This is a genomic window from Streptomyces sp. NPDC005899 (assembly GCF_040629645.1).
Taxonomy (GTDB): domain Bacteria; phylum Actinomycetota; class Actinomycetes; order Streptomycetales; family Streptomycetaceae; genus Streptomyces.
The window spans coordinates 1-10,863 of sequence record NZ_JBEXWB010000219.1; the positions used below are offsets into that span (position 1 = coordinate 1).

At 72.4% G+C, this 10,863-nt stretch carries 12 protein-coding genes and 1 riboswitch; of the genes, 9 read left to right on the forward strand and 3 right to left on the reverse strand.

The window, feature by feature from the left end:
• Positions 1 to 166: 166 nt before the first annotated feature.
• The gene (locus ABZ371_RS22040; RefSeq protein WP_358682333.1) at positions 167 to 1,159 is read right to left on the reverse strand and encodes a DJ-1/PfpI family protein; all 993 of its coding nucleotides are present in this window, start codon (positions 1,157 to 1,159) and stop codon (positions 167 to 169) included.
• A gap of 216 nt (positions 1,160 to 1,375) precedes the next feature.
• Between ABZ371_RS22040 and ABZ371_RS22045 the strand changes: the two genes are divergently transcribed.
• From ABZ371_RS22045 to ABZ371_RS22055, 3 genes are all read left to right on the forward strand, one after another.
• Entirely contained in the window at positions 1,376 to 1,966 is a 591-nt protein-coding gene (locus ABZ371_RS22045; protein ID WP_358682335.1) for a cysteine hydrolase family protein, read from the forward strand.
• A 109-nt stretch (positions 1,967 to 2,075) separates the two neighbouring features.
• Entirely contained in the window at positions 2,076 to 2,528 is a 453-nt protein-coding gene (locus ABZ371_RS22050; protein WP_358682338.1) for an NAD(P)H-dependent oxidoreductase, read from the forward strand.
• Positions 2,529 to 2,829: 301 nt separating this feature from the next.
• Positions 2,830 to 3,423, forward strand: coding sequence for an SMI1/KNR4 family protein (locus tag ABZ371_RS22055; protein ID WP_358682341.1), 594 nt, complete (start codon positions 2,830 to 2,832; stop codon positions 3,421 to 3,423).
• A gap of 121 nt (positions 3,424 to 3,544) precedes the next feature.
• On the opposite strand, the gene ABZ371_RS22060 is transcribed toward ABZ371_RS22055, so the two are convergent.
• Positions 3,545 to 3,781: a hypothetical protein gene (locus ABZ371_RS22060; RefSeq protein ID WP_358682344.1), complete on the reverse strand. Its 237-nt coding sequence runs from the start codon at positions 3,779 to 3,781 to the stop codon at positions 3,545 to 3,547.
• Between the two features lie 355 nt (positions 3,782 to 4,136).
• Positions 4,137 to 4,322, forward strand: a riboswitch (cyclic di-AMP (ydaO/yuaA leader).
• 4 nt (positions 4,323 to 4,326) lie between these two features.
• On the opposite strand from ABZ371_RS22060, the gene ABZ371_RS22065 reads away from it, so the two are divergent.
• Together ABZ371_RS22065 and ABZ371_RS22070 are read left to right on the forward strand one after the other, a co-directional pair.
• Positions 4,327 to 5,226 (forward strand): transglycosylase SLT domain-containing protein, encoded by a 900-nt coding sequence (locus ABZ371_RS22065; RefSeq protein WP_358682347.1) that lies wholly within the window; start codon positions 4,327 to 4,329, stop codon positions 5,224 to 5,226.
• 223 nt (positions 5,227 to 5,449) lie between these two features.
• Complete coding sequence (locus ABZ371_RS22070) at positions 5,450 to 6,028, forward strand: hypothetical protein (protein WP_358682349.1); 579 nt, start codon at positions 5,450 to 5,452, stop codon at positions 6,026 to 6,028.
• Between the two features lie 61 nt (positions 6,029 to 6,089).
• Here the strand turns inward: ABZ371_RS22070 and ABZ371_RS22075 are convergent, their stop codons facing one another.
• Entirely contained in the window at positions 6,090 to 6,983 is an 894-nt protein-coding gene (locus ABZ371_RS22075) for an SIS domain-containing protein (RefSeq protein ID WP_358682352.1), read from the reverse strand.
• Positions 6,984 to 7,472: 489 nt separating this feature from the next.
• Here ABZ371_RS22075 and ABZ371_RS22080 point away from each other — a divergent pair, with 489 nt between their 5' ends.
• The 4 genes from ABZ371_RS22080 to ABZ371_RS22095 all read left to right on the forward strand — a co-directional run bounded on the left by ABZ371_RS22080 (position 7,473) and on the right by ABZ371_RS22095 (position 10,701).
• A complete protein-coding gene (locus ABZ371_RS22080) occupies positions 7,473 to 8,468 on the forward strand; it encodes an MBL fold metallo-hydrolase (RefSeq protein ID WP_358682355.1) in 996 nt (331 codons plus the stop codon).
• Between the two features lie 96 nt (positions 8,469 to 8,564).
• Entirely contained in the window at positions 8,565 to 9,932 is a 1,368-nt protein-coding gene (locus ABZ371_RS22085) for an ATP-binding protein (protein WP_358682358.1), read from the forward strand.
• Positions 9,929 to 10,351: a roadblock/LC7 domain-containing protein gene (locus ABZ371_RS22090; protein ID WP_307124472.1), complete on the forward strand. Its 423-nt coding sequence runs from the start codon at positions 9,929 to 9,931 to the stop codon at positions 10,349 to 10,351. The genes ABZ371_RS22085 and ABZ371_RS22090 overlap by 4 nt, the downstream gene beginning before the upstream one ends.
• Complete coding sequence (locus tag ABZ371_RS22095; protein WP_358682362.1) at positions 10,348 to 10,701, forward strand: DUF742 domain-containing protein; 354 nt, start codon at positions 10,348 to 10,350, stop codon at positions 10,699 to 10,701. Before ABZ371_RS22090 ends, ABZ371_RS22095 begins: the two co-directional genes overlap by 4 nt.
• Positions 10,702 to 10,863 lie beyond the last annotated feature (162 nt).

Sequence of the window (10,863 nt, forward strand, 5' to 3'; positions counted from 1 at the left end):
CCGCCCTCCGGGCCGCTCCATGTTCCTCACCGCGGGACCGTGCCGTGGCGCTCACGGGTGGGGGAGCCCGGGCGGCCCGGCTCCGACGCGCGGTCCCAGCCGGCGGCGGTCCGGAAGCGGCCCGCGTGCCCGGTCGAGGGCGGTGCCCCGGAAACGGGCCCCGCTCTCAGCCGGCGGTGGCCCGGAAACGGCGCCGGTACTCCGTCGGTGTCGTGTCGAGACGCCGGCGGAACGCGCGCACGAGTGTGTCCGTCGTGCCGAACCCGCAGTGGGAGACGATGCGTTCGAGAGTGGCGTCGGTCGACTCCAGCTGGTTCCGCGCCACTTCGACGCGGGCCGCCTCGACGTACGCACTCGGCGTCATGCCGAGTTCGGCCTTGAAGATGCGGGTTACCTGGCGTTCGCTTACGTGGGCGTGAGCGGCGAGGTCGGCAACGGTGAGACGGTCCCCGATGTTGCGCATGATGTGGTGGCGCAGGTCCTCGACGCGTCGCGTGGTGGAGACCGGTTCCAGGGGGACGCTGAACTGGCTCTGCCCGCTCGGCCGTTTCAGGTACATCACGAGCTGCCGGGCCACCCGCAGAGCGACGTCCTCGCCGAAGTCCTCGGCGACGAGCGCGAGCGACAGGTCCAGGCAGGCGCTGATGCCCGCACCGGTCCACACGTCGCCGTCGCGGATGAAGATCGGGTCGGCGTCCACCTCCACCGAGGGGTGCTCGGCGGCGAGCTGGGGCGCCGTCGACCAGTGGGTGGTGGCACGTCTGCCGTCGAGCAGGCCCGCGGCGGCGAGGAGATGGGCCCCCACGCAGACCGAGGTGATCCTGCGGGCGGCGCCGGCGAGGGCCTTCACCCGGCGGACCACCGCCTCGTCCGCGAGGGCGCGCACCTGGCCCCGGCCGACGACTTCGACGGAACCGGGCACCAGAAGGGTGTCGATCCTCCGGGCGGCCGCGTCGTCGAAGGTGATGTCGGGGAGGACGCGCACGCCGGCGGAGGTGGTGACGGGGTCCAGGGTCTCCGCGGCCAGGGCGACCCGGTAGTCCGCGGCGGCCCCGGTCTCGCGCCGGGTCAGGGAGAACACCTCGGGCGGCCCCGTGACGTCGAGCAGGTCGACACCGTCGAAGAGGACGATGACGACGAGTCTTTCGGCGGTGCTCACGAGGCCTCCGTGCGGTCGGCGCTCCTGGTGCGCATGTCCGGATCTGCATGTTAGACGACATTGCAGACACTCCGTTGCCGGCCGTAGCTTCGTGGAGGCGGCTCACCGAACGGGTGAGCCGCGCCGGCCGGCACACGGCCCGGCCCGGGTCCGTACCACGCGTGCGGACCCGTACCGGCGGGCCGGACCGGCACCCGCGACCGAGGTGGTACTGCGATGACTACGACAACTCTGCGTGAACTCAACGGCTTCGACGAGACGCCCGCCGCGCTGGCCGCCGCGACCCTCGTCCTCGTCGACTACCAGAACACCTACGTCGGGGGCGTCATGGAGCTGGAGGGCTGGCAGGCCGCGCTCCGTTCCGCCTCCGCCCTGCTGGAGCGGGCACGGGCGGCGGGCACGAGCGTCATCCACGTCGTCAACGACGGTGGACCGGGATCCGCGTACGACATCCGGGCGGACATCGGGCGGATCCACCCGAGCGTCGCGCCGGCCGACGGGGAGCCGGTCGTGATCAAGAAGGTGCCGAACGCCTTCGTCGACACCGACCTGGGCGAGCACGTCGACGCGGCGGGCCACACGGACGTCGTCATCGCGGGCTTCATGACACACATGTGCGTGACGTTCACCGCGGAGGGCGCCTTCCTGCGGGGGAACCGGCCCACCGTGGTCGCCGACGCGTGTGCGACGCGCTCTCTGCCTTCGGTGGGCGGGCTCCTGCCGGCCGGCCAGATCCACCAGGGCGCGCTCGCGACGATCAGTGACCTGTACGGAGTCGTCGTCCCGTCGGGGGAGTCCCTCAGGTGACCACCCGGGTGCGGCCTCCGGCACGCGGCAGGCGGAACGCGCCGACGCCGCCGTGCCGGCGGGCGCGCTCGCTTGCGGTCCGGGGGCGGGGACGGCAGGGTGCGGAGGTGTGCCCACCCTGCTGATCGTCCATCACACCCCCTCGCCCAACTGCCAGGCGCTGCTCGAAGCCGTCGTCGCCGGCGCGACGACGGACGGGATCGAAGGCGTGCGCGTCGTCCGGCGAGCCGCGCTCTCGGCGACGGCGTCCGACGTACTCGACGCCGACGGAATCCTGCTCGGCACCCCGGCGAACCTCGGTTACATGTCCGGTGCCCTCAAGCACTTCTTCGACCAGGTCTACTACCCGTGCCTGGACGAGACGCGCGGGCGGCCCTTCGGCTACTACGTGCACGGGGGAAACGACGTCACCGGTGCCGTGCGGGGCGTCGAGTCGATCACCACGGGCCTGGGATGGCGCCGTGCGGCCGATGTCGTGACCGTCACCGGCGAGCCGGGAAAGGCGGACGTCGAGGCCTGCTGGGAGCTGGGGGCGACGGTCGCCGCCGGCCTGATGGACTGACGGTGTGCCTCCGGCGGCGCCCCCTGACGGCGCGGGCCGGGGGTTCGCGCGGTGGCCCGCCCCACCGCCTCGGCGCGCGGCCCGGCCGGTGCTCCCGCCGCCCGCCCTCGCGGCGGTGTGATGCATGGGACCTGCGTATCGCTGGATTCTGTGGGAGGAGCGGGTCCTCCCGTGGACAGGCGGGAGTCGCCAGGTGCGGGTACGGGGCATGAGCGGCTGGATTCCGCGGACCCGGCGGATCGGGCGGAGCGCGGGACGAGGGCGGCCGGCGTTACCGGGGCCCATCGAGGCCCTCGGGCCCTTGCTGCCGACCACGTACGGAATCGACGAGCAGGTCGACTGGGCGGTGGCCGAAGCCCGCTGGGGTGCCCGCTTCCCGGCGGACTACAAGGCCTTCATGCGGGCCTACGGGGAGGGCTCGGTGGACGACGCGATCGTCGTCCACCGCCCGCTGCCCGTGGACGCCGGGGAGGGGGAACGGACGCCCGACGCCATGGCCGAGCGGACCGTCGCCGTACGGCAGGTGTGGAGGGCGGAGGCCGACGAGGTGTGGGCCGATCCCGCCGGCCCGGACCTGCTGCTCGACCCCGGTTCCCTGCTCGCCTGGGGGGCTACCGCCGAGGCCGCCGTCCTGTGCTGGCTGACGATGGACGAGGACCCCGACCGCTGGCCCGTGGTGGTCTGCGGAGACCGCTCCGCGCCCGCTTTCGCGCTGTACCGCTTCGGGATGGCCGAGTTCCTGCGCAGACTGCTGACCGGCGGCTTCGACATGTCACCGGTGACCGTGGACGGCACGGCGCGGACGCGCCCCCACACGTTCGTCAGCCGGGCCGTGCAGCGGGCCCGCCGTGGAGCCGGCCTCGACCCCTGGACGGGTGCGCCGATGGCCGGCTGAGCCGAAGCCACGGCAGGGCCGGGACCGTCGGGGCCAACCCCCGACGTGCCACCGGCCCGAGCCGGCCACCGGGTCATGACGTGCTCACGGGGCCCCGGCTCCGGCGGCCGGGGCCCCGGGCTCAATGACGCCTCCAGGTGAGCTTGCCGCCGCCCACCCACCGCACGACGGCCGGGTCGTCGAGGTCGTGGACGGTGATACCGGCGGCCGAAGCGGCGAGCAGCACGTCCGTCATCGAGGCCGCCCCGCCGACGACCTCGCCGTCGATCTCGACGATGCGGAAGGGCGGGTCCCCGGGCTGGACGGGCAGGACGGTGATCCGTGGCTTCGAGAGGTCGGGGTTCACGCTTTCGGTCATACGGAGACGCGTTCCACGCGACGACCCTCGGTATGCCCACACTTGAGGCAACTGAGTCGTATGCCCGATTTAGGTTCTTTCTTGAGTTAATACCTTAATTTCCATACGGGTGTTGTCGAGGGCCTCGCTGTCGCCGCGCGGCGCAAATCGCCCTTATCGGGCGCCGTGACCAGCGTCACCCCACGCGTCCGGGACGCTGTCACGCCCCACCCGGTTCCCTTGCGCCCCAGAGAAGTTGAGAGTGGCGTGTGGGGTCGGTTACATGAATGCGCATGAATTGATCTTGCCTGTGAATTGTGATCACGAATTCGGGGCTTGTTCCTTTCGGCATTTCTCGCCTACGGTCACCATCACTCCGGATGGAACGCCGAATCCTGCCGCCGTCCGGGAACCCGACCACATCTCGTACGGCAGGAGCGGGGGACCCAGGTAAGCGCCGATCCGGTATCCGGAACGGCTCGGGGTGAAGTCGCATTCGCATGCGGCCGGGCATCTCCAGCCCGAACCCGACAGCTCACTTCGCAGGCGACGGAGAGGAATTCAGCATGCCCGCAAAGTCCAAGCACCGTCGTTCCAGGGCCAGTTCGCTCACCCGCGGCATCATCGCCGTGAGCACGGGTGGGGCCGCCCTCGCCCTCCCCGTGATCGGCGCGACCGGAGCGTCCGCCGCACCGGCGCACCCGGTGGCCGTGGAAAAGGCGACGACGTCGACTTCCGTGTCCGGCAAGGAAATTGCCGCACACAAGTCCGCACCCGTCACCTATTCCGTGATCTTGGGTGATTCCCTTTCCAAGATCGCCCGTGACCATTCCGTGAGCGGTGGCTGGCAGGAGCTGTACAACGGCAACCGAAAGGCTGTCGGCGGTAACCCGGACCTGATTCACCCCGGCCTGAAGCTGACCATCGGCGCCAAGTCCTCCGGTAATGCGGCGGACGCCGCGGGTAAGGACGGGAAGAAGGCCGGAAACGCGGCCGAGGCCGATTCCGCCACCTCCGCCTCCCCGGACGGCGCCGAGCGGAGCACCGACCGCGCGGACCGCTCCGAGCGGACCACGGAGCTCGCCGCGCAGGGTGCGCCGGCCGCCGTCGCCACCGAGGCCGTAGCCGCCGAACCGGTCGCGTACACGAACGACCTCGACGGCTGGATCAAGGAGTCGCTGGCCGTCATGGCCGAGCACGGCATCCCCGGCACCTACGAGGGCATCCACCGCAACATCATGCGCGAGTCCTCGGGCAACCCGCTGGCCATCAACAACTGGGACATCAACGCGATCAACGGAGTCCCCTCCAAGGGGCTGCTCCAGGTCATCGACCCCACGTTCCAGGCCTACCACGTGCCCGGTACGTCGATGGACAGCTACGACCCGGTCGCCAACATCACGGCAGCGTGCAACTACGCGGCCGACCGGTACGGCTCGATCGACAACGTGTTCGGTGCCTACTGAGCAGTGACCGCGTGACAGCGGACCACCGCGTCTGACGGGTGGTGCGGGTTCTGACGGGCCCGCACCACCCGTCTTCGCGTGCGCGGGACGACGGGAAGGCTGTGCACGCCGCCCGGAGCGGACGTCGGCCGCAGTGCCCGCACGGGGTGCGGGCGTACGTGTCCTGGGCCCCCGGCTCCCGGGCGACTGGTCACGTACAGGTTCGTCGTCCATACTGCCCGCCGTGGAGCAGCGCATAGATTCCAACACGAAGCCAGCGTTCGCCGCGGGCACGGACCCGGCGTACATCCCCGGCCTGACGGCCCCTGCCCCCGCGCGGACGGAGGAGGAAGCGGAGAAGGCGCCCGAGGGAGCCGACGTGCCCGCCGGGTCGCGGAGCCCGGCTGACGCCGCGGCTGCCGGTGACGAGGCGCGGGAGTCCACCGAGAGGGCCGCGGCGGACGACCCGGCGGATCGGGAGGACGCCGACGGCTCTGCGGCAGGGCGCGACGCGGACCCCGCAGAGGCGGAGCCCGCGGCGGAAGGGCCCGTCTTCGAGGTCAGTGACCGGCGCGGGTCCATCCGGGTCGACCGGGACGGTGTCCGGTTCACGCTGGACGACCAGGAGGCGGAGTTCGACTGGTCCGAGATCGGCGCTGTCGAGGTCAAGACCGCCCGCTTCGGGCGCCGGTTCACCGTCACCGTCCACCTGTCGAGCCGCCGGTGGTTCAACGCGGAGGTCGAGGCGGCGGCCCGGAGCAGCCTCGCGCAGTGGACCGCGGACCTCGACGCGGCGCTCGACGCCCACTTCGACGAGGCCTGACCCGGTCGCGTGACGCGGGTGCCGGGCCCCGCCCGCCCGGCACCCGCGTCCGTACGTGAAGTCAGGCGCCGGCCGCTCCACCGAGGACCACCGACCGGGTCAGGTGGCGGGGCCGGTCCGGATCGAGGCCCTGGGCGAGTGCCCGGGCGATCGCGAGCCGCTGCACCCTGACCAGATCCGCCAGCGGGTCCAGGCCGCTCTCCACCCAGCGGGCACCGGTCGCCCGCACCTGCTCGGCCAAGCCCCGCGGTGCGGTGCCGAACATCCAGGTGGCCGTCCCGGCCGTGGCGATACTGATGGGGCCGTGGCGGTACTCCATCGCCGGATACGACTCCGTCCAGGACAGCGACGCCTCCTTCATCTTGAGCGCCGCCTCGTTGGCCAGCCCCACCGTCCACCCCCGGCCCAGGAAGCTGAACTGGGTGCACGCCGCCAGTCCTTCGGGCAGCGGCTCGGCCAGCGCGGTCTCCGCGTCCCGCACGGCCTCCTCGCGGTGCAGCCCGAGGTGGGCCCGGAAGAGGGTCAGGGCCGTCGTGGCGAACCGGGTCTGCACGACCGACCGTTCGTCGGCGAAGTCGAGCACGACCACCTCGTCGGCGGCCTGCACGACCGGGGCGGCGGGGTCGGCCGTCACCGCCAGGGTGGCCGTGGTCCCGCGCAGCCGGAGCAGCAGGTCGAGCACCTCCGTCGTCGTCCCCGAGCGGGTCAGGGCCACGACCCGGTCGTACCGGCGGCCGAAGGGGAACTCCGAGGCGGCGAACGCGTCGGACTCGCCCTGGCCGGACTCCTCGCGGAGCGAGGCGTAGGCCTGGGCCATGTAGTAGGAGGTGCCGCAGCCGACCACGGCGATGCGCTCACCCGTCGTGGGAAGGGCCGCGGCGCGGTCGACGGCGACCCGGGCCGCGCGGCGCCAGCACTCGGGCTGGCCGGCCGTCTCGGTCTCGACATGAGACATGTCCACACTCCGCTTCCACTGCTGCTCCGCCGCACCGGGAGGCGCCCGGCCCGGTCGGGGCTGTACCTGAGATGTGCCGCACCTGGGATGTGCCGTACTGAGTCGTACCGGACCCGCCCTCGGCGGGCCTGGGTGAAGTAGTCGCCTGCCTGATCGATTCTGCATGTTACAAGGGCTGATCGAGCATAAACAAGCATCGAGTGAGCGGATCAGTGTGTGGAGGTAGGGCGGTTTTCGGCCATGCTCGGTGGGTAGTCGGCTCGATTCGGTTCTGTCCATGAAGAGTGGGTAGGGGTGGCGCGGCGTCATGCCGAGGACCGGTACGGGGGATATCCGGTGGTAGATCCCGACAGGACCACGGATCGGGCGACCCCGGACGGTCACGAAGGCGCGCCCGGTGCCGGACGGCCAGGGCGATTTCACGTCACCGGATCGACGGTTTGGCCGAGTTCGAACGCGCGAGCGCACCGGGATCGGCATAATCGCCCCATGTCGATCACGGGTGGGGACGTCGTTGACCTCGGCAGGGGCCTGTACGCCTGGCTGCCGCCGAAGCGCGGCTGGGGGCTGGCCAACTGCGGTCTCCTCGTCTCCTCGCGCGGAGCGCTGTGGATCGACACCCCCTACGACCCCGTGCTCGCCGGCCGGTTCCTCGCGGAGAGCCGGAAACGGCTGCCCGAGGGCGTGGGCATCGACCGTGTGATCGTGACCCACGCCAACGGGGACCACTTCTGGGGCGCCGGTGTCCTGCCGGACGCGGAGATCATCGCCACCCGGGAGGCCCGGGAACACATCCACTACGACCCCACGCCCCAGCAGCAGCACGCCCTCGTGGCCGGGAGCGATCCGGCCACCCCGCTCGGCGCGTACCTCGCCCGCCACTTCGGCGCCTTCGACTGGTCGCACACGGCGCCGGTCGAGCCGACGACGTACTTCACCGGGGAGCTGGAACTGACGCTGGGGGACTACCCCGTCCAGGTGTCATCCCTGCCGCCCGCGCACACCGCGGGCGACCTGATCGTCCACCTCCCCGCCCAGCGGACCGTCTTCAGCGGCGACGTCGTCTTCTCGTCCACCGCGCGGCAGCCCGGGGACCACCCGGTGCACTGGGCGGGCCCGCTGGACAACGTCATCGCCGCCTGCGAGCGCGTCCTCTCCACCGGGGCCGAGGTGATCGTGCCCGGCCACGGGCCGGTGCTCGATCCGGCCGGGGTCCGGGAGCACATCGGTTACCTCTCCCACGTGCGCGACCGTGCCCACGCCCTGCACTCCGCCGGCGTGCCCGCGGTGGAGGCGGCACGCCGGGTGATCGGCGAGGGGCGGTATCCGGACCTCGGGCTGCCCGAGCGGCTCGTGGTCACCATCGGCAGCGAGTACCGGCACCTGGACGGTTCCGGAATGCCCGGCGTCCTGGAGGTGATGGCCGAGGTGGCCGCCGTCGCGCACGAGATCGGCCAGGCCGCCACCGGCGGCGGTCCGCAGTGACGGCCGAGCGGAACGACCGCCGCACGCCCTGCCGTGAGACGGCGTGCGCAGTGTGCCCGACAACAGAGAAGCGGTGACGCCGTGGTGGCATGGATCGTGGCACTGACAGCCGTGGTCGTGGCGGTATGGGCGTCCGCGCGGGCCCACCAGGCCGGACGCGACGCCTACGGCGCCGGTGCCCGTGCGGAACTGACCGAGCGACAGGCCAAGGCCGCCGAGGCCCGCACCCTCGCCCTCACCGAGGAGATACGCCAGCTGGCCCGGAAGCGGATACCGGCCGCCGCGACCGCGCTCTCCCACCGCTCGGCGCCGGTACCCGGGCTACGGGAGGCGGCCGGCGTCGAGGGGGAGGCCGCCCGTCTGCTGGCCGACGCGGTCGAGGCGGCGCGCACGGCCGTCCTGGAGGAGCGCAGCCGGGTCGACGCGGCCGCCCGGTCGGCCATGCGCGGCACCTCCGCGAAGATCCAGTCGCTGCTCAACCAGTCGCAGCACCTGCTGCAGGAGCTCCAGCACGAGTACGACGACCCACGGATCCTGCAGCTCGACTTCCGCAACGAACTGGCCCTGCGCCGCACCCAGTCCACCGCCGTGCTCTGTGACGCCTGGCCGGGACTCGCCCGGCAGAACTCCTCGCTCGTCGAGGTCGTACTCGGAGCCCAGTCACGGGTCGCCGGGTACGAGCGGATCAAGGTCGCCAACCACCTGCGCCAGGAGCGGCTCGCGCTGGTCGCCAGGGCGGCCGAACCCCTGGCCATCGCGCTCGCCGAACTGCTGGCCAACGCCACCGCGTACTCGCATCCCGACACCGAAGTGCCGGTCACCGTCCAGCAGACGGCGGGACGCGGGGCGCTGGTGCTCGTCGACGACGCCGGGATCGGCATGGACGACGACGCGCTGAAGCGTGCCCGCGCTCTCCTGGCCGGGCCCTCCGAGGTGCTGCTGACCGAGCTGGGGGACCCGCCGCGGACCGGCTTCGCGGTGGTGGGGCGGCTGGTGGCGCGCTACGGCTTCAGCTGCCACATCGAGACGTCCCCGTACGGGGGGATGCGCACGATGCTGCGCGTCCCCCCGCACCTGCTCACGGTCATGGACGACGACCGCACCCTGTCCGTGCTCGCCCCGAAGGCGGTCGACGCCCGTGGTGCGAGCCCGCAGGAGCGTGCCGCTCCGACCGCCCTCACCACCGGCGAGGAGGGGGCCGACGGAGGGCCCGCCCCCGGGCCCGCCCCCGGGCCCGCCGCGGAGGAGGGGTTGCCGGCCGGACTGCCGAGCCGGCGCCGCAAGAGCCGCCGGACGACGTCCCCCGCGCCCGGCCTCCCCGGGGAGTGCGAGGAGCCCGCGCTCCGGACGCCCGAGCAGGCCGGGTCCTCCTGGGCCGCCCTCCAGGAGGGCACCCTCAGCGGCAGGAACGCGCCCGCACCCACAGCATCCTCATCGGACGACCAAGGAGACGACGAGACGTGAGCGCCACCCCCACCACCGGTGATCTCGCCTGGGTGCTGACCCCGCTGCTCGAACTCCCCGGCGTGCAGCACGCCGTGGTGGCCACAGGAGACGGCCTCGTGGAAGGGGCCTCACCCGGCCTGGAGCGCGCCTCCGCCGAGCGGGTGGCGGCGATGACGGCCACGCTGCACGCGGCTGCCCGCGCCTTCACCACCGCCTTCACCGACGCGGAGTCACCGCGGCTGGCCCAGACGGTCGTCGAGTCCGACCTCGGCTTCGCCGTCGTCGTACCCGCGGGCAGGAACACCACCCTGGCCCTGTTCGCCGCACCCGACGCGCACCTGGGGAACATCGCGTACCAGATGCAGGTGCAGGTCACCGCGCTGACCCGCGCCATGCACGCCCCCACCCGCCAACCGGACGCTGCCACCCGGCCATGACCCCCGGTCCAGGGCGCCGCCTGATCCCCGCCTATCTGGTCACCGGTGGCCGCTCGGCGCCCACCGGCCCCGCGCTCGACCGGCTCGCCGTACTCGTCCGCACGGACGAGGCCCTGCCGCCGGAGGCCGGTTCCGAGCGGCGCAGACTGTGCGAACTCCTGGAGCCGGGAGCCCTCACCGTCGTCGAGTGCGCCGCTCACCTGGAACTGCCGGTCAGCGCCACGGTGTTCCTGGCCACGGACCTCGTGGCCGCGGGACACCTGCACGCCCGGCCCCCGATACCCCGTGCCGGTGAGATCGACCGGTCGCTCGTCGAGAGGCTGCTCGTTGGACTCCGTTCCCTCCACTGACCGGGGCGGCGTCGGCTACCTGCCGAGTGCCGCCGAGACCCTGATGAAACTCGTCGTCACGGGGCCCGGGCCTTCCCCCATGAAGGTGGGCACGCGGTTATTGGTCACGCGGCGAGTGTCAGTTTAGCCGCGTGGTGTCGTTCGTAGGCGTCGGGGCTGAGG